Source organism: Mesorhizobium sp. M8A.F.Ca.ET.165.01.1.1, assembly GCF_004792065.1.
Lineage (GTDB): Bacteria > Pseudomonadota > Alphaproteobacteria > Rhizobiales > Rhizobiaceae > Mesorhizobium.
Genome location: NZ_SRTH01000003.1, coordinates 24,460 through 46,353, shown reverse-complemented (window position 1 = coordinate 46,353; position 21,894 = coordinate 24,460). Strand labels below are relative to the sequence as shown.

At 64.1% G+C, this 21,894-nt stretch carries 23 protein-coding genes and 1 pseudogene; 7 read left to right on the top strand and 17 right to left on the bottom strand.

Annotated features, from left to right (window positions below):
- The first annotated feature begins 271 nt into the window (after positions 1-271).
- Complete coding sequence (locus tag EN808_RS09490; RefSeq protein WP_135915646.1) at positions 272-2,080, top strand: NAD(P)/FAD-dependent oxidoreductase; 1,809 nt, start codon at positions 272-274, stop codon at positions 2,078-2,080.
- 220 nt (positions 2,081-2,300) lie between these two features.
- Here the strand turns inward: EN808_RS09490 and EN808_RS09485 are convergent, their stop codons facing one another.
- Positions 2,301-2,885, bottom strand: a complete 585-nt coding sequence (locus tag EN808_RS09485; RefSeq protein ID WP_135915645.1) for an HD domain-containing protein — start codon at positions 2,883-2,885, stop codon at positions 2,301-2,303.
- Positions 2,882-4,033: a gamma-butyrobetaine dioxygenase gene (locus EN808_RS09480; RefSeq protein WP_135915644.1), complete on the bottom strand. Its 1,152-nt coding sequence runs from the start codon at positions 4,031-4,033 to the stop codon at positions 2,882-2,884. Before EN808_RS09480 ends, EN808_RS09485 begins: the two co-directional genes overlap by 4 nt.
- Positions 4,034-4,152: 119 nt before the next feature.
- On the opposite strand from EN808_RS09480, the gene EN808_RS09475 reads away from it, so the two are divergent.
- Entirely contained in the window at positions 4,153-5,040 is an 888-nt protein-coding gene (locus tag EN808_RS09475) for a LysR family transcriptional regulator (protein WP_135866497.1), read from the top strand.
- 8 nt (positions 5,041-5,048) lie between these two features.
- On the opposite strand, the pseudogene EN808_RS09470 reads toward EN808_RS09475, so the two are convergent.
- The 3 genes and pseudogenes from EN808_RS09470 to EN808_RS09460 all read right to left on the bottom strand — a co-directional run bounded on the left by EN808_RS09470 (position 5,049) and on the right by EN808_RS09460 (position 6,499).
- Positions 5,049-5,578, bottom strand: a pseudogene (locus EN808_RS09470) (GNAT family N-acetyltransferase).
- A gap of 44 nt (positions 5,579-5,622) precedes the next feature.
- Positions 5,623-5,931 (bottom strand): hypothetical protein, encoded by a 309-nt coding sequence (locus tag EN808_RS09465; protein ID WP_127280697.1) that lies wholly within the window; start codon positions 5,929-5,931, stop codon positions 5,623-5,625.
- A 4-nt stretch (positions 5,932-5,935) separates the two neighbouring features.
- Positions 5,936-6,499 carry an XRE family transcriptional regulator gene (locus EN808_RS09460; protein ID WP_127280696.1) on the bottom strand — a complete coding sequence of 188 codons (564 nt, stop codon included), beginning with the start codon at positions 6,497-6,499 and terminating at the stop codon, positions 5,936-5,938.
- Positions 6,500-6,652: 153 nt separating this feature from the next.
- On the opposite strand from EN808_RS09460, the gene EN808_RS09455 reads away from it, so the two are divergent.
- Positions 6,653-8,482 carry an ATP-binding protein gene (locus tag EN808_RS09455; protein WP_127280695.1) on the top strand — a complete coding sequence of 610 codons (1,830 nt, stop codon included), beginning with the start codon at positions 6,653-6,655 and terminating at the stop codon, positions 8,480-8,482.
- A gap of 209 nt (positions 8,483-8,691) precedes the next feature.
- Here EN808_RS09455 and EN808_RS09450 read toward each other — a convergent pair whose 3' ends face one another.
- Together EN808_RS09450 and miaA are read right to left on the bottom strand one after the other, a co-directional pair.
- The gene (locus EN808_RS09450; RefSeq protein WP_135915643.1) at positions 8,692-9,486 is read right to left on the bottom strand and encodes a GGDEF domain-containing protein; all 795 of its coding nucleotides are present in this window, start codon (positions 9,484-9,486) and stop codon (positions 8,692-8,694) included.
- Positions 9,487-9,589: 103 nt separating this feature from the next.
- On the bottom strand, positions 9,590-10,555 hold the full coding sequence (gene miaA, locus EN808_RS09445) for a tRNA (adenosine(37)-N6)-dimethylallyltransferase MiaA (RefSeq protein WP_135915642.1): 966 nt from the start codon (positions 10,553-10,555) through the stop codon (positions 9,590-9,592).
- On the opposite strand from miaA, the gene serB reads away from it, so the two are divergent.
- Positions 10,545-11,432 carry a phosphoserine phosphatase SerB gene (gene serB / locus EN808_RS09440; protein WP_127871637.1) on the top strand — a complete coding sequence of 296 codons (888 nt, stop codon included), beginning with the start codon at positions 10,545-10,547 and terminating at the stop codon, positions 11,430-11,432. The genes miaA and serB overlap by 11 nt on opposite strands.
- Positions 11,429-12,001 (top strand): GNAT family N-acetyltransferase, encoded by a 573-nt coding sequence (locus EN808_RS09435; RefSeq protein ID WP_135915641.1) that lies wholly within the window; start codon positions 11,429-11,431, stop codon positions 11,999-12,001. Before serB ends, EN808_RS09435 begins: the two co-directional genes overlap by 4 nt.
- 43 nt (positions 12,002-12,044) lie before the next feature.
- Here the strand turns inward: EN808_RS09435 and EN808_RS09430 are convergent, their stop codons facing one another.
- The gene (locus EN808_RS09430) at positions 12,045-13,562 is read right to left on the bottom strand and encodes a DegQ family serine endoprotease (RefSeq protein WP_135866490.1); all 1,518 of its coding nucleotides are present in this window, start codon (positions 13,560-13,562) and stop codon (positions 12,045-12,047) included.
- On the opposite strand from EN808_RS09430, the gene EN808_RS37590 reads away from it, so the two are divergent.
- Positions 13,552-13,677, top strand: a complete 126-nt coding sequence (locus tag EN808_RS37590; protein WP_272483008.1) for a hypothetical protein — start codon at positions 13,552-13,554, stop codon at positions 13,675-13,677. The two genes, EN808_RS09430 and EN808_RS37590, sit on opposite strands and share 11 nt — an antisense overlap.
- Positions 13,678-13,707: 30 nt before the next feature.
- Here the strand turns inward: EN808_RS37590 and EN808_RS09425 are convergent, their stop codons facing one another.
- The 5 genes from EN808_RS09425 to EN808_RS09405 all read right to left on the bottom strand — a co-directional run bounded on the left by EN808_RS09425 (position 13,708) and on the right by EN808_RS09405 (position 17,684).
- Entirely contained in the window at positions 13,708-13,896 is a 189-nt protein-coding gene (locus tag EN808_RS09425) for a DUF2065 domain-containing protein (protein ID WP_127281294.1), read from the bottom strand.
- Positions 13,897-13,902: 6 nt separating this feature from the next.
- Positions 13,903-14,868 (bottom strand): protease modulator HflC, encoded by a 966-nt coding sequence (locus EN808_RS09420; RefSeq protein WP_135866488.1) that lies wholly within the window; start codon positions 14,866-14,868, stop codon positions 13,903-13,905.
- Positions 14,868-15,983 carry an FtsH protease activity modulator HflK gene (gene hflK, locus EN808_RS09415; RefSeq protein WP_127871641.1) on the bottom strand — a complete coding sequence of 372 codons (1,116 nt, stop codon included), beginning with the start codon at positions 15,981-15,983 and terminating at the stop codon, positions 14,868-14,870. Before hflK ends, EN808_RS09420 begins: the two co-directional genes overlap by 1 nt.
- A gap of 166 nt (positions 15,984-16,149) precedes the next feature.
- Positions 16,150-16,668, bottom strand: a complete 519-nt coding sequence (locus tag EN808_RS09410; protein WP_127279687.1) for a dihydrofolate reductase — start codon at positions 16,666-16,668, stop codon at positions 16,150-16,152.
- Positions 16,668-17,684: a DUF4424 domain-containing protein gene (locus EN808_RS09405; RefSeq protein ID WP_135866485.1), complete on the bottom strand. Its 1,017-nt coding sequence runs from the start codon at positions 17,682-17,684 to the stop codon at positions 16,668-16,670. Before EN808_RS09405 ends, EN808_RS09410 begins: the two co-directional genes overlap by 1 nt.
- Before the next feature lie 182 nt (positions 17,685-17,866).
- Between EN808_RS09405 and cobF the strand changes: the two genes are divergently transcribed.
- A complete protein-coding gene (gene cobF / locus EN808_RS09400) occupies positions 17,867-18,631 on the top strand; it encodes a precorrin-6A synthase (deacetylating) (protein ID WP_127279685.1) in 765 nt (254 codons plus the stop codon).
- A 43-nt stretch (positions 18,632-18,674) separates the two neighbouring features.
- On the opposite strand, the gene EN808_RS09395 is transcribed toward cobF, so the two are convergent.
- The 4 genes from EN808_RS09395 to modA form a co-directional block, all read right to left on the bottom strand.
- Entirely contained in the window at positions 18,675-19,016 is a 342-nt protein-coding gene (locus EN808_RS09395; RefSeq protein WP_127279684.1) for a winged helix-turn-helix domain-containing protein, read from the bottom strand.
- A 74-nt stretch (positions 19,017-19,090) separates the two neighbouring features.
- The gene (gene modC / locus EN808_RS09390; protein WP_135866483.1) at positions 19,091-20,203 is read right to left on the bottom strand and encodes a molybdenum ABC transporter ATP-binding protein; all 1,113 of its coding nucleotides are present in this window, start codon (positions 20,201-20,203) and stop codon (positions 19,091-19,093) included.
- Positions 20,200-20,904: a molybdate ABC transporter permease subunit gene (gene modB / locus EN808_RS09385; RefSeq protein WP_135915640.1), complete on the bottom strand. Its 705-nt coding sequence runs from the start codon at positions 20,902-20,904 to the stop codon at positions 20,200-20,202. Before modB ends, modC begins: the two co-directional genes overlap by 4 nt.
- 26 nt (positions 20,905-20,930) lie before the next feature.
- Positions 20,931-21,725 carry a molybdate ABC transporter substrate-binding protein gene (gene modA, locus EN808_RS09380; protein ID WP_135915639.1) on the bottom strand — a complete coding sequence of 265 codons (795 nt, stop codon included), beginning with the start codon at positions 21,723-21,725 and terminating at the stop codon, positions 20,931-20,933.
- Between the last annotated feature and the right edge of the window lie 169 nt (positions 21,726-21,894).

Genomic DNA, 21,894 nt, shown 5'->3' with positions numbered 1-21,894 from the left:
TGGCGGACCATAAAGGCGAACTCGCGGGGTCGTCAATGGGGTACGGCACGAATTCACTCAGCCGTGAGATCGGCTCCATCACGCGCTACCATAGTACAGTTGAGCCCATCCCATCGACACACCACTATGCCGGGCTGACGACGTCCCTGGGAGGAGACGCGTTGCCGGCGAATGGGAGTCCCATCCCAGGTGGAGGTCCTGGCCGGTCGCTTGCTGTTCCAGTGGAAGCCTGGACAGGCGTTCTTGGAACCCGACAACCGGAGGAGAAACCATGCTCGAGAGAACACCCACGACGAGGGCGCAGGCGCTGCTCGACAAGTTTGGCAAGGCGCTGGAGACCGGCGACATCGACGCGGCGGTCAACTGTTTCCAGGCGGATTGCTACTGGCGCGACCTTGTCACCTTTACCTGGAACCTGAAGACGATGGAGGGCCAGGACCAGGTGCGCGACATGCTGACGGCAACCCTGGCGGAGACCCGGCCGAGCGACTGGAAAGTGGCCGAAGGCGAGGAGGCGACCGAGGCGGACGGCGTCACCACCGCCTGGATCACCTTCGAGACCGAGGTGGCGCGCGGCTTCGGCCTGGTGCGATTCAAGGGCGAACTGATCTGGACCTTGCTCACCACCATGGCCGAACTCAAGGGCCATGAGGAGAAGGCGGGTTTCACCCGCCCGCTCGGCGCCAAGCATGGCCACGGCAAGGACAGGAAATCGTGGCGCGAGGAGCGTGACGACGAGATCGCCGAACTCGGCCGCAGCAGACAGCCCTATGTCGTGATCATCGGCGGCGGTCAGGGCGGCATTGCGCTGGGGGCACGTCTGCGCCAGCTCGGCGTGTCGGCCATCATCATCGAAAAGAACGAACGCCCGGGCGATTCCTGGCGCAAGCGCTACAAGTCGCTCTGCCTGCACGATCCGGTCTGGTACGACCATCTGCCCTATATCGACTTCCCCAAGAACTGGCCGGTCTTCGCGCCGAAGGACAAGATCGGCGACTGGCTCGAGATGTACACCAAGGTGATGGAGCTGAACTACTGGTCCTCCACGTCGGCGAAATCCGCGAAATACGACGAGAAGGCCAAGGAATGGACCGTCGTGGTCGAACGCGACGGCGAAGAGATCGTGCTCAAGCCCAAGCAGTTGGTGCTGGCCACCGGCATGTCCGGCAAGGCGAACTGGCCGAAATACAAGGGCCAGGACATCTTCAAGGGCGAGCAGCAGCATTCCTCGACCCATCCCGGCCCGGACAAATACCGCGGCAAGAAGGTCGTGGTCATCGGCTCCAACAACTCCGCCCACGACATCTGCGCCGCTCTGTGGGAGGGTGGCGCGGACGTCACCATGGTGCAGCGTTCCTCCACGCACATCGTCAAGTCCGACACGCTGATGGATATCGGGTTGGGCTCGCTCTATTCGGAGCAGGCGGTCGAGAACGGCATGACGACACGCAAGGCCGACCTGATCTTCGCCTCCCTGCCCTACCGCATCCTGCACGAATTCCAGATCCCGCTTTACCAGCAGATGAAGGAACGCGACGCCAAGTTCTACGCGGACCTGGAAAAGGCCGGCTTCCTGCTCGACTGGGGCGATGACGGCTCGGGCCTCTTCATGAAATACCTGCGCCGCGGTTCGGGATACTACATCGACGTCGGCGCCTGCGACCTCGTCATCGACGGTTCGATCAAGCTCAAGAGCGGACCAGGCGCCGCGGTGGAAGAGTTGACGCGAACCGGTGTCAAATTCGCCGATGGAACCGAATTGCCCGCAGATCTCGTAATCTATGCCACCGGCTACGGCTCGATGAACGGCTGGGCGGCGGACCTCATCTCTCAGGAGGTGGCGGACAAGGTCGGCAAGGTCTGGGGCCTTGGCTCCGACACCGCCAAGGACCCCGGCCCCTGGGAAGGCGAGCAGCGCAACATGTGGAAGCCGACCCAGCAACAGGCGCTGTGGTTCCATGGTGGCAACCTCCATCAGTCGCGCCACTATTCGCAATATCTGGCGCTGCAGCTGAAAGCCCGGCAGGTTGGCTTGCCGACCCCGGTCTACGGGCTCCAGGAGGTCCATCACAAGGGCTAGTCGGCTCCCCTCGCATCAAGGCGGGCCTGCCCGGCTTCGGGGACTCCGACCGCCGCGGCGGCGCGCCCGCCGGGCTCGCCGCTTGGGGTGGTCGGCGATGGTGTGAAAACGCCCTCGCCGGCCAAACGCTCGCCGCAGGTCTCCATCCGGTATGCGGCCACCGCGTTTTCGCCGTCGAAGCAGAAACACATGGGCTGTCTCTTCCCCGTGATTGGTTGCGTCAGGGCCGATTGGCGAAGTCGTGCACGACGCGCTGCAGCAACGGCACATAGTCGCGAAACGCCCGCGTCCGCATATTGGCGACCTTGCCGCCCTCGTCCCAGATGCGAACCCGCACCGCTTCCTCATGGAACGGGTTCTCGCGGAACTCGGCGACCTCATCGGCGCTCATCGGTCCGCCCTGTAGCGACAGCGTATGAACCGAAGCCGGCGACAGCCTGGAGAAATAGGTCGGGTCCGTGGCGCAGAGATAGCGCTTGGCGGCGACGTGCAGCCGGACGCATTCGACGATGACCGGTGGGAAGAACGGCGCCAGCACCTCGCCGCCGGCCTCGTCATGGTGCTTGTCCTCGACATCGTCGGGCGAATAGGTGCCGAACTCGCTGGTGTAGTGGCCGATGTCATGCAGCAGCGCGGCCGCCACCAGCACCTCGGGCGCTCCATCCTGCTCCGCCAACCAAGCACCCTGCAGCATGTGCTCGGACATCGTAACCGGCTCGCCGAGATAGGATTCGGCGCCCCGGCGCTCGAAAATGTCGGCGATGAACTCGACGATGGTGTCCGCGTTCAGATCCTGGCCGCTCATTCCGCGGCCTCCTTGAAGCCGTGTTCAATCGCCGCGAGCGTCGACAACAGGCCGTCCTTGTCCGCATAGCATCCCTGCAGCCAGCGCTTGCCGGTGCCGGAGAACGCCTTGCGGGCATGCATGACGCGGGTGTTGTCGACGATGAAGGCCTGGCCGGGCTCAAGCTTGAAGGTCACTTCGAAGGATGGATCCTCGATCAGTTCGGCGAAGCGGCGGTAGGCGCCATAGTAGCGATCCATGTCGGCGAACGGCACATCGACGGTCGGCGCCAGCGAGCGGTTGTTGAAGCGGATGCAGATCAGTTCGCCGTCGGGGCCAAGCTCGATCATCGGCCGTTTGGACTGCAGCCGCACGCCCGATGACCCTGCATATTCGAACCGCGCCGCATGGGAGCTCAACAGCCGAAAACCTTCGGGGTTTTCCGCCTGCAGGGCTGCGGCGACGGCAAAACCGTCAACGACGCTCGATTCGCCGCCCTCCACCGTGTTCTCGATGCAGGACAGGATCTGCAGTGTCGGCACCGGATCGCGATAGGGATTGTCGGTATGCGCCTGCAGGCCCAGATTGGTGTAGGCGAGGTTGTTCGGATTGACCTCGGCGCGCACTTCGAACCAGCGCCCGTAATTGGTCTCCCTGACGTAGCCGAACAGGTCGGACACCTTGCACAGCGCTCCGGATTCGGCTGGCAGCCCATTCATCACCGCAAAGCCATAAGTCCTCACCGCCGAAAGCCATTCGCGCAGCACGCTGCGGTCATGGAAGGCCGCCTTGTAGCTGGCGCGCGGCACGCAGTTCTGCATCGTCGCCTTGGTCCAGCGCTGGATGATGTCGCCCGTCCAGCCGGGCTGGCGTGTCTCGTCGCGATCATAGGCGTTTGCACGCAGCCATTGGGCGGGAAAGCTGACCGTCTTTCCCTCCGGTTCGAAGCTGATCTCCAGCGCCCCGGCCTTGATGGAAGCGGCGCCAATTCTCGTGCCAGCGGGAATGTCGAGGATGGTGACGAGCCGCTGGCCGTTGCCGGCGCTGCGCGTCTTGTCGTCGAGCGCATTGTCGCGCAGCCAGATGGCGTGAAAGCGGGTGCGCCTCCCGTCTGCCCAGCCAAGTTCGATTGTTCTGCCTTCGTCGCCAACCAGCGCGTGGGTAAGCATTGAGATCCATCCTGTCCGCTACGCCCCACGGTCCGATCCGCAGGGTTTCGATTGCATGTTGATCGCGCCATAGGCATAATTCAAATTATCATTTTTTGGCCAATGACCCCGATTGACTAATGGCACGACGAACCATCCCCGCCTTGCCTCCGCTCGACTGGCTGCGCAGTTTCGAAGCCGCGGCGCGGCTGTCGAATTTCACGGCGGCAGCGGCCGAACTCGGCCTGACACAGGCGGCGGTCAGCCAGCACATCCGGCTGCTCGAGGAACGGCTGAAGACGCGGCTGTTCTCGCGGCTGGCGCGTGGGGTCGCGCTGTCGCCGGAGGGTGCCGCCTACCTGCCCCACATCCAGTCGGCCTTCGCAACCATTGCCAGCAGCACCACGGAATTGTTCGAACCACGCGCCGTCCGGACCGTCTCTATCCGGGTGCCGATCTCGTTTGCCTTGCTGGCGCTGGTGCCGGCGCTGCCCGATCTCGCCGAGGCGCTGCCGCGCGTCCAGCTCGATCTGGTGACGATCCATCGGCCGACCGACTACGATCTGCCGGGCTCGGCGCTCGACATCCGTTTCGGCAACGGATCCTTTCCCGGACGCGAGGCCGAGAGGCTGACCGCCGAGCGGCTTGTGCCGGTGGCAAGTCCGGCGCTCGCCAGTGCCGCCGACTGGACATCCCTGCCGCTGCTTCTGGTGGCCGGCGCGCGCGAGATGTGGTCGGAATGGTTCGCGGCGGCCGGATTGGCCGGCCATCCCCAGCGGTCGCACCGCTTCGACAGTTTCGTCGCCGCCATGGAGGCGGCGAGCGCCGGCGCCGGCGTGCTGCTGGGGTCGCGACCGCTTGTCGACGCGGCGCTCGACAGCAGGACGCTGGTCCCGCTCTCCGATTTTGAACTCTCCAGCACGTCAGGGCATTTTCTGACCAGGCCGTCGACCGCGCAACTGACAAGTGCCGAGCAGGATTTCCGGCACTGGCTGATAAAGCGCCTTGCCGGCGGGGCCCGGACCTGACTGGCGCGCTACCGCGAAGCTATGCCGATACGCTTCCAGTAGATCAGCGTGCCCGTCAGCCCGCCATGCGGTTTCAGCGCATAGTCAGGAATTTCGCCGGTGAGGATGAAGCCGAGCTTTTCGTAGAGGCCCGAAGCCCCCTCCTCCGCCGCCGTGTCCAGAACCAGCAACGTGCGCCCCTTCTCCGCCGCGAGGCGTTCGGCGGCCCGCATCAGGCGTGTCCCCACACCCCGGCCCCGGTATTCGACTGATGTCATCAGCTTGGCGATCTCGGCCCGATGCGGCTGGTGGGCGGGCAGTCGAGCAGCAAGGTGACCGTCCCGACCAGAGCCCCGCCGTCCCAGGCCCCGAGCACCATTCTTTCTCCTCGTGCCGCCGCGGCCAGCGACGTCTCCCAGAATGCCCTTGCCGCTTCCGCCGCCAGCGGATGCATGAAGCTGACAGATCCGCCGGCGGCAACCGTTTCGACCAGCAGATCGGTCAGCATTGCAAGAGTTTCCCGGCTGGCGGTCAACGGCCCGATTTCGATGGTATTCATACCTGGTCCTCTGGAAACGATTGCCGGGGTCGATGGCGCCGGCGTCATTCGAGATGGTGCGACCGCCGGCGCTTGCGCGCGGCCTTGATGGCGCTGATGCGTTCGGTGTCTTCTTCACTGAGATGTCGCCCGCGCTCCAGGATTTCGAGCGTGTATTCCTCATAGGTCAGGCCCAGCCGCTCAGCCTTGTCCATGCGCATCAGCATGACGTCGCGGCTTGGCGCCTTCCACGCCTTGGCGTGCGCCGCCTGCCAGGCCAGGAAGATGTAAGGGTCGCCCTTGCCCCATGGCGGCCCCTTGTACTCGTCAAGAGGCGGCCCCCCATTGTGGGAGCGCGTAGGCCGTCTTGCCATGACGTCAGCCCCTGACCAGAGCGACGAGATAGTCGGCGCCCGGCTCCAGGGCATGGAAGGTGCAATCCGACGGCGCCCCGAGCGCCAGGCAGTCGCCCGGTTCGAGCCTGTGCACCTGATCGCCTTCGGTGAATTCGAGTTTTCCCGAGATCAGCCAGATCTGCTGCTTGATGAAGGCGTAGGAAGCCGCGGGCAAGCTGACCTTCGCGCCCGCAGGCAGATGGACCTTGATCAGTTCGAGCGGCATGTCGCAGGCCGGCGACAGATGCCGCCTGACATAGCCTGTATCGGGGTCGCGCCATACCGGCTGGTCGGCCGCGCGCAGCAGTCCCCCGCTCTGCAGTTCCGCGCGCGCGATGAGGGTCGACAGCGTCATGCCGAAGGCCGCCGCAATGCGCACCAGAAGTGCGGCCGTCGGGCTGGTCATGCCGCGCTCGATCGTGCTCAGCATCGCCTTGGAGACGCCGGACCGTTCGGCGAGTTCGGCCAGCGACCAGTCCCGCATGATCCTCTCGGCGTGAATCCTCTTGCCGATGGTCGAGGAAATATCGTTCGCTATATCATCCATTCGTCCATTATAGCGAAACAACAAGACAGGTGAAGAGCCATCTCACGATAATTTTCACCGGGTCCTTAATCCTCTCTACACCATCCGACCTCATCCGACCTTAACCCCGTTCCTGTAGGCTCCGTCTCCAGGGAAATGGGGATTGGCCTGTCCATGTATGTCGAACGCGAAGCTTCCGTCGGAGAACCGACATCGCAGGAGCGCCGCAACGCAGAGCAGAACGACCGGCGCATCCTCGGCAACGTCGTGCAATGCGACGGCGCGCGCGCCACCATCAGCGCCTATGCCGACGATGTCGACGGCGCGATCACCGGCCTGTGGACGGTCGGCAAGATGATCTCCATCAATCTGGGCACGACGCGCACCGTTGGCCTGGTCTATGCGATCGGCAAGTCGGATCGGGCCTGGAGCAATGAAGGCCAGAACGCCATCGAGGTCAGCATCGAACTGATCGGCGAAGTGCGCGACGGCGCCGAACCCGGCGCCAAGCCGATCTTCGACCGCGGCATCACCAGCTATCCGCATATCGGCGCCGTCGCGCACCGTATCCGCACCCGCGACCTGCAGGCCGTCTATGACCTGGCCGGCCGCCATTCCATCACCATCGGCTCGCTGGCGCAGGACGAGGCCATCGCCGCCAACATCGCCATCGACGATACGCTGGCGCGCCATTTCGCCATTGTCGGCACGACCGGCGTCGGCAAGTCGACCGCCGTGTCGCTGCTGCTGCGCAAGTCGATCGCCGCGCGACCCGACCTGCGCATCCTGATCCTCGATCCGCACAATGAATTCGCCGCCTCGCTGCCCGAATATTGCGTCCGGGTCGATTCCAAGACGCTCGACCTGCCGTTCTGGATGTTCACGCTGGAGGAATTCGCCGAAGTGCTGTTTCGTGGACGCGAAACGGTGCCGGAAGAGATCGACGCCCTTCGCGACCTCGTTCCGCTGGCCAAGAACCTCTACCGCAACCCCAATTCAGGCGCCTACCTCAGGCGCGGCAACGATGCGCTGACCGCCGATACGCCGGTGCCTTACCGCATCGCCGACCTGCTCAAGCAGATCGACGAGCGCATGGGCATGCTCGAAAGCAAGAACGATCGCCCGACGCTCAAATCGCTGAAGACGCGCATCGAATCCGCGGCTGCCGATCCGCGCTACCGCTTCATGTTCAATTCGCGCCTGATCGAGGACACCATCCACGAGACGATCGGCAACATCTTCCGCGTGCCGCACCATGGCCGTCCGGTAACCTGCTTCGAGATGGCCGGCATGCCCTCCGAAGTGGTCAATTCCGTCTGCTCCGTGCTGGCGCGCCTGGCCTTCGACCTCGCTTTGTGGAGCGAAGGCAAGCTGCAGCTCCTGTTCTTATGCGAGGAAGCGCATCGCTACATGCCGGCCGATTCGCGCCTCGGCTTCGCGCCGACAAGGCACGCGCTGTCGCGCATCGCCAAGGAAGGCCGCAAATATGGCTGCTATCTCGGCGTCGTCACCCAGCGCCCGGGCGAGCTGGACCCGACCATCCTGTCGCAATGCTCGACCTTCTTCGCCATGCGGCTTGCCAACGAGCAGGACCAGGCGATCATCCGCTCGGCAATCGCCGACTCGTCCGCCTCGACGCTCGCCTTCCTGTCTTCCATGGGGCAGCGCGAGGCGATCGCCTTCGGCGAAGGCGTGGCGACGACCATGCGGCTGAAATTCGAAAGACTGCCCGCTCACCTGCTGCCTGGCACGGCCAAGCACGAGGAAGAAGTGACGAAAGCCGGCGAGGTCGACCTGGTGGCGATCGTGGAGCGGCTGCGCAACGTGCCGAAGCCACAGAGCCAGGCGATACCATTCGCCGAGGTGGTCGATTCCGGCCGCCAGGCCGGCGATCCCGACTACCGCAAACCGCCGGCGACGGCGCGCGTGCAGTCGGACGAAGATTTCGACACACGCTACGGCCTCAAACCCGCGACCTTCGGCCTGCGCCCACAGAACGATTGAACCTAACAGGTCTCTGATCTCATCGGCATTCACGCTTGGCCAAATCCCGAAAGGGAATTCGTCAGGCCGAATTGAATGACGTGGCTTTCGAGAAGCCGGAGCGGAGCGGACATTCAGTCCGTGAGCTCAGTTCTACTGCGACGCAGTAGAACGGGGAAGTCGAGAAAGCCGCATCAGGCAACCGGCCTCATGAATTCTTCTTCGGGATTTTAGGCGCAGACGCGATTGCGGCCTTGCCTCTTCGCTTCGTAGAGCTGGCGGTCGGCGCGGCGATAGAACTCTTCGGCGGTTTCCTTGCGGTCCCATACGGCGAGGCCGACGCTGGTCGTGATCTTGAGCCGGACATTGTTGCCGGAGAGGATCGACATGTTGGCGATCGCCTTGCGGATGCGCTCGGCGAATTTGGCCAGAAGGTCCGCCTCCATGTTGGGCGTGACCACGGCGAATTCCTCACCACCCAGGCGCGCCACCACGTCGTGATAGCGGGTCATGTCCTTGAGGCATCTGGCGACAGCCTTGAGCACCTCGTCGCCGACATCGTGGCCGTGGCTGTCGTTGACCTGCTTGAAATGGTCGAGATCGAGGATCATCAGCCCGACCGGTTTTTCGATGCGCCGGAACTCCTCGAGATATTCCTTCAGCGCGTCGTCGAAATAACGTCGGTTCTGCATGCCGGTCAGGCCGTCTGTCAGGGCGGCGTGCTCGAGCGTTTCGGAGCGGGCGCTGAGCGAAACCGTCATGGCGCGCAGCTTGCCTTCTTCCGTCGCCTGTTTGCGGATCAGCGGGTAGATGAAGAAGATGCCGAAAAACAGCGCGGTTGCAAGCAGCACGCCCGTCGCGAACAACAGCTTGTTGAGGTAGATGACCTTGTCCAGGCCGGACTGTGTATGGAGTTCCGTGGCGAAGGATTGCAAGAGCCCATAGGCGTGCAGCGTCACCAGGCCAGCGGCCAGGATCACGAAGATAAAGACGAAAAAAGCGGATTCCGCCTTATGGAAACGCATCTGCTGCCCGATGAAAAGTGCCCTCGATCTTATGGCACGGGCCGCCTTACGGAGCGTTAATCCCGGCAACTTCGGCGGGAACCCTGTCCTCAAGGTCAACTTTTTAAGTTGCATTAGCAACAAGTGTTTGGATCGTGGTTTCGAGATCGTCATCGGGACGCAATCTCTGCCATTCCGGCCCCAGCTGATGTCGAAACCAGGTCGCTTGCCGCTTGGCATATTGCCTGGTTGCGATCTTGGCGCGCTCGATCGCCTCGGGAAAGCTCGATTGCCCTGCCATTGCGGCCTGCAACTCGCGAACCCCGATCGCCTTCATCGCCGGCAGGTCCGGATCGAGTCGAAGGGCGGCAAGCTGTCTGACTTCCTCCAGCGCGCCCTTGTCCAGCATCCGGTCGAAACGCCTTTCGATGCGGTCGACCAGCGCCGCCCGATCCGGCTCGATGACCAGGAAATGCGCGCTTTGCCTGTCGATCAGCGGCCGGCCGCGCTCGGCCTGCCAGTCCAGGATCGACCGGCCTGAGGCGTCGAGCACTTCGAGCGCCCGCACGATGCGCTGACTGTCGGTCGGCTTCAGCTGCATGGCGACTTTCGAATCCTCGCGCAGCAGGATGCCATGCAATTTGACCGCGCCGTGCTCCTTCAACTCATAGCGCCAGCGATCGCGGATCCGCTGCGGAATATCGGGCATTTCCGAAATGCCCTCGGCCAGCGCACGAAAATAAAGGCCGGTGCCACCGACGAAGATTGGCCGCCGCGAGAGCGTTCCGTCGTCGATGAGTTTCATCACGTCGCGTAGCCACGCGCCGGTCGAGTAGGCGGAGCCGGGGTGCACATGCCCATAGAGAAAATGCTGCGCGCGTGCGAGTTCGGCCGCGTCCGGCCGAGCGGTCAGAACGTCGAGAACCGAATAGCCCTGCATCGAATCGGTGTTGACGATGACGCCGCCGGTGCGCTCGGCCAGCTCAAGCGCCAGCGCCGACTTGCCGCTGGCGGTCGGCCCGGCTATCAGGATCGCGTTCTTCACGCGGCCTTCGCCCGCATCCGCGCCGGAATTCTCTATGCCGCTCATTGCCACGCTTGTTTCCCGTCCCGCTGACCGCGCTCTGTCGCCGTCGCTTGCGAATATGGCCTCACGGTCGGTGGGCGCAAGCGCTGTCGTCTGGCTGGCCGAAGGCATTGCCTGTGATCTTGCCCTGCCGCCAGCGGCGCAGGCTGATGAAATCGCTGCAGAGCTTCGTGCCGCACTGGGCGCCGAACCAGTCGACGTGATCGTCCAGCAGGCTGAAACACGCCGCAAGAAAATCCTTCTCGCCGACATGGATTCGACCATGATCGACCAGGAATGCATCGACGAGCTGGCCGACGAGATCGGCGTCAAGGATCGCGTCGCGGCCATCACCGCGCGGTCGATGAATGGCGAGATCGCCTTCGAGCCCGCGCTGCGCGAGCGCGTGGCGCTGCTCAAGGGGCTTGATGCCGCAGTGGTCGACCGTATCGTCGCCAATCGGCTGACGCTGGCTTCGGGCGGCCGCGCACTGGTCCAGACCATGCGCGCCAACGGCGCCTGGACGGCGCTCGTTTCGGGTGGATTCGAGGTCTTCACCACGCGCATCGCCGAGATGCTCGGCTTTCAGGAGAACCGCGCCAACCGCCTGCTCGACTTGGGCGGACGCTTCACCGGACTGGTCGGCGAGCCGATCCTCGGCCGCGCAGCCAAGGCCGAGGCGCTGCTCGAAATCTGCGCGCGCCTTGGCCTGACGCCGGCCGATGCCATCGCCGTCGGCGACGGCGCCAACGATCTCGACATGATCCGCCTGGCCGGAACCGGTGTCGCGCTGCACGCCAAGCCGACAGTGGCGGCACAGGCAAAAGTCCGGATCGACCATGCCGACCTAACCGCACTGCTCTATCTGCAGGGCTACCGGAAGGAAGACTTCTTGCAATGAAACCGATGCGTACCGAACGCCTGATCCTGCGCAACTGGGAGGAGCGCGACCGCGCGCTGTTCCATCGCATCAACTCCGACGAGCGCGTCATGGAATTCTTTCCGTTCCGCCGCGACCGCGCTACCGCCGACGCCAAGATGGACGAGTTCCGATCCTGGATCGCCGAGGACGGCTATGGTTTTGCCGCCGCCGAGATTGCTGCCACCGGCGAGTGCATCGGCTTCGTCGGCCTCCTCGAAACCGATCATGTGCCCTCCCTGCCGGCCGGCACGATCGAGATCGGTTGGCGGCTGGCACCGGAATACTGGGGCAAGGGCTATGTCACCGAGGCGGCGGAGGCCTGGCTCGCCTACGGCTTCCAGATGCTGGGCGTCAACGAGATCGTCTCCTTCGCCGTAACCGGCAATCATCGCTCCACCGCCGTGATGAAACGCCTCGGCATGAGCGCCGACCCGGCCAATGACTTCGACCATCCCGACATTCCGGACAGCCATCCCGCGCTCAAGCGGCATGTGCTCTACCGGTTGCCTCGCCAAGACTGGCAGGCAAGAAAAAGGGCGGCTCTCTAACCGCCCTTTCCATCAAAATCAGATTTTTGCAGTCCTGCCGACTTCAATCCATCCGGATCGTGACAAACCTCAGCTCACCGGTCTTCGACGCCAGCATCAGCAGCGCGTTCTTGCGCCCCTGCTCCTTCAGCGCGCCGATCCGGTCCATGACATCCTTGGGCGTAGCGACCGATTCCTGCGCGATCTCGGTGATCACCTCGCCCGGCTGAATGCCGCGCTCGGCGGCGGCCGAATCCTTGGCCACATCGGTGACGACGACACCCGAGACATCGGCGGCAATGCTGAACTTCTTGCGCGTCTCGTCGTTGAGTTCGCCGACGGTCATGCCGAGCACCGAGGCGGTCGAGACGGCCGGAGCCTTGTCGCCGCCCTTGTCCTGGTCGGTGTTGCCATTCTCGCCGCTGGCGAGCTTCTCGCCATCCTCGAGCCGGCCGAGCGTCACCTTCACCGTCTGCTCGACACCCTTGCGCACGATCAGCACGTCGACGGCTTTGCCCACCGGGCTTTCGGCCACGACGCGCGGCAGGTCGCGCATTTCGTGGATGTCCTTGCCATCGAACTTGATGATGACGTCGCCGGCCTGGATGGTGCCGTTGTCGACAGGCCCGCCCTTGATGACGCCGGCCACCAGCGCGCCCTTGGCGGTCGCCATCCCCAGGCTTTCCGCGATGTCGTCCGTCACCGGCTGGATGCGCACGCCGAGCCAGCCGCGCCGCGTCTCGCCATACTGGCGCAACTGGTCGACGACGCCCGAGGCGAGCTGCGAGGGAATGGAGAAGCCGATGCCGATCGAGCCGCCGGAGGGCGAAATGATCGCGGTGTTCATGCCGATGACCTCGCCGGCGCTGTTGAACAGCGGTCCGCCCGAATTGCCGCGGTTGATCGCCGCATCGGTCTGGATGAAGTCGTCATAGGGGCCTGAATTGATGTCGCGGTTGCGCGCCGAGACGATACCGACCGTGACCGTACCGCCGAGGCCGAACGGATTGCCGACCGCCATCACCCAGTCGCCGACGCGCATCTTGGTGGAATCGCCAAATTTCACCGCCGTCAGCTTGTGGCCTTTCGGATCGACCTTCAGCACCGCGACGTCGGTCTTGGTGTCGGTGCCGACCAGCGTCGCCTTCAAGGTCACACCATCGGAAAAATTGACCTCGATGTCGTCGGCATCGGCGATCACGTGGTTGTTGGTTACGACGATGCCTTGCTCGGCGTCGATGACGAAGCCCGAGCCCAGCGACTGCACCTTCTGCGAGCCGCCATCCTTTTCGCCACCGCGGTTCTTGAAGAAGTCGTCGAAGAAGTCCTGGAACGGCGAGCCTTCGGGCAGCTGCGGCATCGGCACGGCGCTTGGCCCTTCGGTGCCCTTCACCGTCTGCGAGGTCGAGATGTTGACCACCGCGCCGAGCACGCGTTCCGCCAGGTCGGCAACCGAGGCAGGTCCGTCGGCGGCGAATGTCGGCGTCACGAAAGACGGAACGGCTGCGGTGCCCAGGACAAGCGCTGCGGCGCCGGCGACCAACGTCCGTCGAGCGGCGCGCAAAAGGGTGTTGGATGTCATCGAGAAGCCTCCCGGCATTTCTGAAAGAGAAAAGCGCTTCGACGAAAACGCCGTGTCGCGCCATGATGGCAAGAAATACGGCACGTTTGCGGCTATGGCTATCGGCGGAGCGTAAATCGAGCGTTATTCCGCAAACCGGATGCCTTTACCCGCTCCGCACCAGCCAGACGATGCCGACACCGATGGCGATCGCCACCAGGCCGCCGATCCGCAGTGCATTCTCCGGCATCGACAGCACTTCGCCCGCGAGCTTCCTCGCAAAGCTGGGGAAGCCGCCATAGACCAGGCCCTCTATGACAAGGACCAGGCCTATCGCCGCGAAGAAATCCTGCACCGGCCGCTACTGGCCGGTGCTGGGTTGTGTCGTCGGCGCGGCAGGTGCCGCAGCCGGCGCGGTTGCTGGCGAGGCCGGTTTCGCCGGCCCTTCCTTGCCGTCGGGATCGCGGAAGAAGCGGAAGAACTCCGAGCCCGGCGACAGCACCATCGTCGTCCCGGTGTTGTCGAGCGCGGTGCCATAGGCGTTCATCGACCGGTAGAAATCGAAGAACGCCGGATCACGCTGATAGGCTCCCGCGAAGGTGGCGCTGCGCTGGGCTTCGCCCTCGCCGCGCAGGATCTCGGACTCCTTGCGTGCTTCGGCAACGATCTCGACCACTTCACGATCGGCGCGTGCCGTGATGCGCTGTGCGGCTTCGTTGCCGCGTGCCCTCAGCCGCGCGGCCTCCGCCAGGCGTTCCGCCTTCATGCGGTCGTAGGTCTGCTGGGAGACTTCGGCCGTCAGATCGGTGCGGCGGATGCGGACGTCCTCGATCTGCAAGCCGAGCGACGTGGCGTCGGGCCTGAGCTGATCGCGGACTTCGCGCATCATCACGGCACGCTCTTCGGAGAGCGCGGCTTCGAAATCGCGCAGACCGTAGACGCGGCGCAAGGCAGCATCGAGACGCGTCCTGAGCCGGGCCTCGGCCAGTTCGATCTGACCGGACACTGCCGCACGGAAGACGCGCGGATCCGAGATGCGGTAGGCGATGAAGGCATCGACCTCATAGAACTTGCCGCCCGACACCTGGACGCGGATGTTGTCGAGGTCGAAGCGCAGCACCCTGTTTTCGATCAGCTGCACAGTGTCGGCGTCGAAGAACGAGAATGGCGCCTTGAAATAGATGCCTGGCTCGCTCTTGACATCGACGATCTCGCCGAAGCGGAGCACCAGCGCCTGCTGGCGCGCATTGACCACGAAGACCGAGGAGTAGATCAGGAAAAGGATAACCGCCGCCACGACGGCGAAAATGGGAAGACGGTTGGCCATCACTGGGTACCTCCCGTGTTCGCAGCCGGCGCGGCCGGTGCCGGTGGTTTCGGCTGCAATGCGGGCAGCGGCAGATAGGGCACGACACCTTGTCCGTTGCCCTGCTCGACGATGACCTTGCTCGAGTCCTTCAGAACCCTCTCCATGGTTTCCAGATAAAGGCGTTTGCGGGTCACATCGGGGGCTTTGACATATTCGTCGTAGACCGAGATGAAGCGCTGGGCCTCACCTTCGGCTTCCTGCACCACACGGTTCTTGTAGGCGGCCGCGTCTTCGCGGACCTGGGCGGCCTCGCCGCGTGCCTGGCCGAGCTTCTGGTTGGAATACTGATTGGCCTGCTCGACGAACTTGTCCTCGTCCTGCTCGGCGCGCTGCACCTCGTCGAACGCATCCGCCACCTCGCGTGGCGGCGCCGCGTCCTCGATGGAGACGGCGTTGACGTTGAGACCGGCCTTGTAGCCGTCCAGCGTCGTCTGGATGATCTCGCGCACCGAGGCCGCAATGCCCTGGCGGTCGTCGCGGAAAATGTCCTGCGCCGGCCGGCGGCCGACCGCTTCGCGCATGGCGCTCTCGGCAACCTGCCGCAGCATGCCGTCGGGGTCGGAGACGTCGAACAGGTAGGCGCGCGGGTCGGAGACCTGGTAGGCCACCGAAAACTGCACATTGACGATGTTCTGGTCGCCCGACAGCATCAGGCCGTTGCCGCTGGTGTTGCCGCCGCCAATGTCGACGAGCTGCTCTGAAATCTTGGCCGTCTCGACGGTCTCGAGCGGCCACCAGTGGAAGTGCAGGCCTGGCTGGGAAAGCTCGGCCTTCGGCTTGCCGAAGCGCAGTTCGACCGCGACCTCGTCGGGCTGCACGGTATAGACCGCCTGGAAGGCCCACAGAACGACCAGCACCGCGGCGATCAGCCCGAACACGGCCGGACTGGCGCCCCCGCCGCCGGGCAGCGCGCGCCTCAGCCGATCCTGGCCACGGCGAATGATGTCTTCGAGGTCTGGAGGCGACCCCTGCGGGCCGCTCGGTCCCTTCGGTCCCTGCCCCCAGGGGCCCTGGTTGTTACCGCCGCCACCCCACGGGCCGCCGCCTCCGCCACCTTTGTCGTTCCAGGGCATGAATGTCCTTTCGCTTGGAATTCCCTCAAGCGCCGCGGTTACGGCGCAAATCCAGTGTCGTTCTTCTATAGGGACGCCAGGGCGCGCTTTCAACGCGACGCCCGCCGACTTCATCGGATTTGGGCCGGTAGCGACCCTTTGTCGTCCTACAATCGCGCTTTTGTCTTCAAACTATCTCGCGGCGGCGCTCGTAAACCGTATAGCGCGTCGCATGACTGTCCTTTTCTCCTGATGGAACCTCCTGCGAACTGACCACGTGCCATGTATCGGGGTCGATCGGCGGGAAATGCGCATCGCCGTCGACGGCGGCCAGAACATGGGTGACGTGCAGACGGTCGGCCAGCGGCAGCGCCTGGGCATAGATCTCGCCGCCGCCGATGACACAGACCTCGTCGACGCCGCTCATGCAGCGGCCGCGCACGGTCGCCAGCTGGATCGCGGCTTCCAGCGTATGCGCCACCTCGACGCCCTCGGCGCGCCAGGCCTTGTCGCGGGTGACCACGATGTTCAGCCTGCCCGGCAGCGGGCGGCCGATGCCTTCATAGGTCTTGCGGCCCATGATGATGGGCTTGCCCATCGTGTCTGCCTTGAAGCGCTTGAGGTCGGTGGAGAGCCGCCAGGGCAACCCGCCTTCCCGCCCGATCACACCGTTCTCGGCAATGGCGACGTAGATCGTGACATGCATCAGTTTGCGTCCCCGCCATTGCTGTCCGACGGTTCGAGCAGGAGGATATCGATATCATGCTCGGGATAGAAATCCTTCGCTGTCATTTCGAAGCTCGTCGGCCCGACCTTTTTGACATTGTCGCCGCAGAACGAGACCAGGGCTTTCGGATTGCCCTTGTCGACGGTCAGCTTGAACTTGCCGATGGTGCCCGCCGCCCAGTTGCCGCCGGTGGTCAGGATATAGGCGATGCGGCTTTCGTAGAATTTGGGATAGCCGTCCGGATTGTCCTTCGCCGCCCTGCGCACCGCATTCTCGAAAGTGCCGTCCATGCAGTAGCGGGTCTTGTAGGCGGCGTATGAGCCCTGGAACTGGCCCTCATTGAAAAAGCTGACCGACGACGTGCCGCCGACGCTAGGCTTGTAGCGGTGCGAGACGTGAACGTCCTTGTTGGCCGGAAAGGTCGAGCGCCACCAATAGGTCGAGCGCAATTGCCAGAACGGCGCATAGCCGGGTTTTTGGCCGCCACTGTCGTCAACAGTGTCCTCGATGATGATGCCGCGGTTGACCCAATCGTCGGCCACCGCTTGCGGAAGCTTCGCCAGTGCCGCCTTGGCGGCGTCGCCGAACGGGTTGAACGGCACGTTCTGGGCTTTCAAATCCGTGCCGACGTCGATGCCGAGCGCGAACACCTTCTGCTCGAGCTCAGGCTTTGCCGGCGCGCCGTCGATCGTCACCTCGAAGCCGAGGAAATTGTCACTCTGGTTTTCGGGGATCGCCGGCATCTCCTCGGGATCGCCTGAAATGTCGGGCATCGGGAAGGCGACGATCGCCTCGACATCCTTGTCGGTGTTGTTGTGGAAGACGTAGTCGACCGTCACCTTTTGCGGCGAGATGAAGAGGTCCTCGCTTTGCATCGCCACGGCATCGCTGCGCGACAGGATCAGGCCGCCGGTGCCAAGTTCGGCAACCGAGTCGTTGGCCAATGCAGGCGCCGCCGACAGGGCCAGCGCGGTGGTCAAGATATATCGCAGCATGAAAGCCCCCTCGGCGAGAATGCCCTCATGACCCTAGCCGTTTCAATGCGGCGTTTCAAAGCCCTTCCGCGTCCAGGGCATGCGTGACCGGCTGGACACGCATGCGGTCTGGACACGCATGCGGTCTGGACACGCACGCGCGGTCTGGACTAACAGGTTCCGATCGGGCAGGAGTTCGCGCCATGCGCAAGCTTCTCGTCATCGGCATCGGCGCCGGCAATCCCGACCACATGACGGTTCAGGCCATATCGGGCCTGAACCGGGCGGACGTCCTGTTTATTCCCGACAAGGGCGCCGACAAGACAGAGCTCGCCGACCTGCGGCGCGGCATCTGCGACCGCTTCGTCACCAACCCGACCTCACGCCGGGTCGAGTTCGACGTGCCGGTGCGCGCCGAACCAACGTCTTCCTATCGCTCGACCGTCGACGACTGGCATGAGGCGATCGCCGTCATCTACGAGGGACTGATCCGCGACGAGATCGCCGGGGATGGCTGCGGCGCCTTCCTGATCTGGGGTGATCCCTCGCTCTACGACAGCGCATTGCGCATCCTCGAGCGCGTGCGCCTGAGGGGCAATGTCGCCTTCGAACTGGAAGTCATCCCCGGCATAACAGCCATCCAGGCGCTGGCCGCCAGTCACAAAACGGCGCTGAACCGCATCGGCGATCCCGTGCTGATCACCACCGGCCGCCGCCTGACCGAGGAAGGCATGCCGGACAATGCCGGCAGCGCCGTCGTCATGCTCGACGGCAAATGCGCCTTCAACACGCTGGCCGACCAGGATCTTTTCATCCAATGGGGCGCCTATCTCGGCACACCGGACGAGATCATCATCTCCGGCCGCCTCGGTGATGTCGGCGCGGAGATCGAAAAGCGCCGCGACGAAGCGCGTAGGGAAAAGGGCTGGATCATGGACACGTATTTGCTGCGGAAGCAGGAGTGGTGAGTAGTGAAGCTGTCCTAATCCCTACTGACTACTGACTATCCCCCTACCCCGCTTCGATCTCCGCCTGCAGCGCATCCATATGCGTCGCCGCTGCGGCGGACGCCGCGCGCTCGATGGCGCGAAAGCGGCTGACCACCGCCAGGCCGACCGTCGTCAGCTGCGCGCCGCCGCCCTTGCGGCCCCCGGTCTGCGCCGAGACCAGCGGCTTGCCGAACACCCGGTTCATGTCCTCGACCAGATCCCAGGCGTGCTTGTAGGACATCTCCATGCCGCGCGCGGCGGCCGAGATCGATCCGAACGTGGCGATGTGCTCCAGAAGCTCGATCTTGCCAGGACCGATCCGTCCATCCGGATCGAGATTTATCCGCAAGCTCAGCGACGGCATTTTTGCTCCTCCACGATCGCTTCAGCTTCAGCGACCGTTATTCCAAAACAATATATCGGCGATCACCACCCCTGTCAGCCGTCGGCTTCGAGCGGCAAGCCGGCGCCGGTGTTCGCCCGGTCGAAGCTCACCGTCTTGACCACCGCGAGAACCTTGCCGCCGGGACGCAGCTTCAGTGCCTGCCGCGACTGTTCGGTGATGCGGGCGAGCACCGTTGCGCCATTGCAGTCGATGCCGACTTCGACCGTCGGCCCCTCGCCCGGGCTGATCGCGACAATCGTGCCGGGCAGGATGTTGAGCGCGCTGAGGCCCGTCGGTTTCTCCGTGGCGACCATCACGTCGCGAGCGCGAATGCGGATACGCACGGAAGCCCCAGGCTTCATTTCAAGGCGCGGCACGCGGATCTCGCCGGCGGCCGAGCCGAGCACTGTCATCCCGAAAGTCTCGTCGTGACGCAGTACCTTCGTGTCCAGCACGGCGCCACCCTCGCCGCGCTCTTCGGCCGGCAACAGGTCAAGCCTTTGCATGACGGCCTCGGTCGGGCCGCTGGCGGTGACCTTGCCCTGCGCCAGCATCACCACGTCGCTGGCCAGCCGCGCCACCTCGGCGACCGAATGGCTGACATAGACGATCGGGATCTTCGTTTCGTCGCGCAGCCGTTCGATATAGGGCAGGATCTCGGCCTTGCGCGCTTCGTCGAGCGAGGCCAGCGGCTCGTCCATGAGCAGCAGCTTCGGGCTGGCAAGCAGCGCCCGGCCGATCGCCACGCGCTGTTTCTCGCCGCCCGAGAGCTTTGCCGGTCGCCGCCCGAGCAACGGGCTGATGCCGAGCAGTTCGACGACACTGTCCATATCCGCGTAGCGTTCCGCCGCCGGCGTGAACCAACGGCCGTAGCGCAGATTGCTGATCACGCTCATATGCGGAAACAGGCGCGCATCCTGGAACACCATGCCGATACGGCGCTTGTGCCTTGGCACGAAAATGCCGGCACCGGTGTCGACCAGAACGCGGCCGTCGATCTCGATGCGCCCCTTGTCCGGCCGGATCAGCCCGGCGATCATGTTGATCAGCGTCGTCTTGCCGGAGCCCGACGGCCCGAACAGCGCCGTCAGCCGCCCGGCGCTCTCGAAGCGGGCATCGATGGCGAAATCGCCAAGCCGGTGGCTGATGTCGACAAGGACGCTCATTCGATGTCCATCCGCCGCCCGACGCGCCGCGCCAGCACTTCCGAGGCGACCAGTGCCGCCATCGAGATGACGATGGAAATCAGCGTCAGCCGCAGCGCCCCTTCATCGCCGCCCGGCACCTGGGTAAAGGTGTAGATCGCCGATGGCAGCGTCTGCGTCTCGCCAGGGATGTTGGAGACAAAAGTGATCGTCGCGCCGAACTCGCCCATCGCCTTGGCGAAGGACAGGATGGCGCCGGCGATCAGCCCGGGCAGGATCAGCGGCAGCGTGATGGTGCCGAACACCCACACAGGATTGGCGCCGAGCGTCCCTGCGGCCGCCTCCATCTTGCGGTCCACCGCCTCGATCGACAGCCGGATCGCCCGCACCATCAGGGGGAAGCCCATGACGCCGCAGGCAAGGGCGGCACCCGTCCAGCGAAACGAGAAGACGATGCCGAAATGCTCGGCCAGGAATGCGCCGGCCGGGCCGCGCCTTCCGAAAGTCAAAAGCAAGAGATAGCCGGTCACCACGGGTGGCAGGATCAGCGGCAGATGCACCAGCCCGTTGAACAGTGTCTTGCCCCAGAATTTCCCCCGGGCAAGCAGCAGCGCTATCGCTATGCCCGGCGGCAAACTCGCGAGCATCGCGACCGTTGCCACCTTGATGGACAGCCGGACCGCATTCCATTCGTCGGGACTGAGGTCCAGCAGCCAGTTCATCGCGCGGTATCGGGGCCTTTTCGAAGTCAGTTGCTCGGCGTGAGCACGGTGAAGCCCTGTTCCTTGAAGAGCGCGCCGGCCTTGGCGGATTGCAGGCACTTCAGGAAGGCCATCGTATCCTTGTCCTTCGAATCGGTGGTCTGGGCAACCGGATAGATGATCGGCGGATGTGAATCCTCCGGGAAGGTGCCGACCACCTTGACGCCCTTTTCGGCGTGCGCGTCGGTGGCATAGACGATACCGAGGGCCGCCTCGCCGGTCGAAACCAGCTTGAGCGCCGCACGGACATTCTCGGCCTGCGCCACCTTGCCCTCGACCGAGGACCAGACGCCGAGCGATTGAAGCGCCGCCTTGCCGTATTTGCCGGCCGGCACGGCCTTGAAGTCGCCCATGGCGAGCTTGCCGTCGCCAACCAGCATGGCGAGGTCAAAACCCTTCTCGATCTTGGTTTCAACCGTCGAATCCTTCGGCGCCACCAGCACGATCTGGTTGCCGAGCAACTTCACTTCGGTATCGGGCTTGGTCAGCTTCTTGTCGGAGAGATATTTCATCCAGTCGAGATCGGCCGAGATGAAGACGTCGGCCGGTGCCCCGCCCTCGATCTGCTTGGCCAATGCCGAACTCGCGGCATAGGAAACGGTCGCGGCCTCGCCGACATCGGCTTTGCAGGCCTTGTTCACCGCGTCGAGCGCATCCTTGAGGCTCGCCGCCGCAAACACCACGACCTTGTCTTCCGCGTGCGCTGCCGGCATTGCCGCCATCAACGCAGCCGCAAAACCGCCAATGGCGACCACCCTCAACCCGAAACCTTTGCGCGTCATCGGAAACTCTCCCTGTGTTCAAAATCCGATCGGCTCGAACCTGCAGACCGATATATCCGCATGGATATAACAAGGGAAGGCCTGGTCTGCCGAAACGCCATCTGGTCTTGTGATTGGTACTGCCTGATTGTTCTGATAAGACGACCGGGGATAAACAGCGAACGGGACG

Excerpts from the sequence above, each read along its gene's own strand:
- modB (WP_135915640.1), bottom strand. The coding sequence starts at position 20,904 with ATGAACTGGCTGCTGGACCTCAGTCCCGACGAATGGAATGCGGTCCGG.
- EN808_RS09455 (WP_127280695.1), top strand. The coding sequence starts at position 6,653 with ATGTATGTCGAACGCGAAGCTTCCGTCGGAGAACCGACATCGCAGGAG.
- serB (WP_127871637.1), top strand. The coding sequence starts at position 10,545 with ATGCCGCTCATTGCCACGCTTGTTTCCCGTCCCGCTGACCGCGCTCTG.
- miaA (WP_135915642.1), bottom strand. The coding sequence starts at position 10,555 with ATGAGCGGCATAGAGAATTCCGGCGCGGATGCGGGCGAAGGCCGCGTG.
- EN808_RS09460 (WP_127280696.1), bottom strand. The coding sequence starts at position 6,499 with ATGGATGATATAGCGAACGATATTTCCTCGACCATCGGCAAGAGGATT.
- EN808_RS09480 (WP_135915644.1), bottom strand. The coding sequence starts at position 4,033 with ATGCTTACCCACGCGCTGGTTGGCGACGAAGGCAGAACAATCGAACTT.
- EN808_RS09405 (WP_135866485.1), bottom strand. The coding sequence starts at position 17,684 with ATGCTGCGATATATCTTGACCACCGCGCTGGCCCTGTCGGCGGCGCCT.
- EN808_RS09435 (WP_135915641.1), top strand. The coding sequence starts at position 11,429 with ATGAAACCGATGCGTACCGAACGCCTGATCCTGCGCAACTGGGAGGAG.
- EN808_RS09410 (WP_127279687.1), bottom strand. The coding sequence starts at position 16,668 with ATGCATGTCACGATCTACGTCGCCATTGCCGAGAACGGTGTGATCGGG.
- hflK (WP_127871641.1), bottom strand. The coding sequence starts at position 15,983 with ATGCCCTGGAACGACAAAGGTGGCGGAGGCGGCGGCCCGTGGGGTGGC.
- cobF (WP_127279685.1), top strand. The coding sequence starts at position 17,867 with ATGCGCAAGCTTCTCGTCATCGGCATCGGCGCCGGCAATCCCGACCAC.
- EN808_RS09450 (WP_135915643.1), bottom strand. The coding sequence starts at position 9,486 with ATGCGTTTCCATAAGGCGGAATCCGCTTTTTTCGTCTTTATCTTCGTG.
- EN808_RS09490 (WP_135915646.1), top strand. The coding sequence starts at position 272 with ATGCTCGAGAGAACACCCACGACGAGGGCGCAGGCGCTGCTCGACAAG.
- EN808_RS09420 (WP_135866488.1), bottom strand. The coding sequence starts at position 14,868 with ATGGCCAACCGTCTTCCCATTTTCGCCGTCGTGGCGGCGGTTATCCTT.
- EN808_RS09485 (WP_135915645.1), bottom strand. The coding sequence starts at position 2,885 with ATGAGCGGCCAGGATCTGAACGCGGACACCATCGTCGAGTTCATCGCC.
- EN808_RS09475 (WP_135866497.1), top strand. The coding sequence starts at position 4,153 with ATGGCACGACGAACCATCCCCGCCTTGCCTCCGCTCGACTGGCTGCGC.
- EN808_RS09430 (WP_135866490.1), bottom strand. The coding sequence starts at position 13,562 with ATGACATCCAACACCCTTTTGCGCGCCGCTCGACGGACGTTGGTCGCC.
- EN808_RS09465 (WP_127280697.1), bottom strand. The coding sequence starts at position 5,931 with ATGGCAAGACGGCCTACGCGCTCCCACAATGGGGGGCCGCCTCTTGAC.
- EN808_RS09395 (WP_127279684.1), bottom strand. The coding sequence starts at position 19,016 with ATGCCGTCGCTGAGCTTGCGGATAAATCTCGATCCGGATGGACGGATC.
- modC (WP_135866483.1), bottom strand. The coding sequence starts at position 20,203 with ATGAGCGTCCTTGTCGACATCAGCCACCGGCTTGGCGATTTCGCCATC.
- modA (WP_135915639.1), bottom strand. The coding sequence starts at position 21,725 with ATGACGCGCAAAGGTTTCGGGTTGAGGGTGGTCGCCATTGGCGGTTTT.